This window comes from Streptomyces sp. SID5643 (assembly GCF_009872555.1).
Lineage (GTDB): Bacteria > Actinomycetota > Actinomycetes > Streptomycetales > Streptomycetaceae > Streptomyces > Streptomyces iakyrus.
In genome coordinates, this window is sequence record NZ_WWIC01000116.1 from 1 (window position 1) to 268 (window position 268).

The 268-nt window shown below is 69.4% G+C and carries 1 protein-coding gene; it reads left to right on the plus strand.

What is annotated here, in order from left to right:
• A partial coding sequence (locus tag GTY56_RS14870; protein ID WP_524540104.1) for an alpha-amylase family glycosyl hydrolase occupies window positions 1–268 on the plus strand: 268 nt, incomplete at both ends.

Here is a 268-nt window from a genome sequence, read left to right on the forward strand (position 1 = left end):
TGGGCATCGACGGGTTCCGGCTGGACGCGGTCCCCTATCTCTACGCGGCCGAGGGCACCAACTGCGAGAACCTGCCCGCCACGCACGCGTTCCTCAGGCGGGTCCGGCGCGAGATCGACGCCCTGTACCCGGACACGGTGCTGCTGGCGGAGGCCAACCAGTGGCCCGAGGACGTCGTCGACTACTTCGGCGACTACCCGAGCGGCGGCGACGAGTGCCACATGGCGTTCCACTTCCCCGTCATGCCGCGCATCTTCATGGCCGTCCG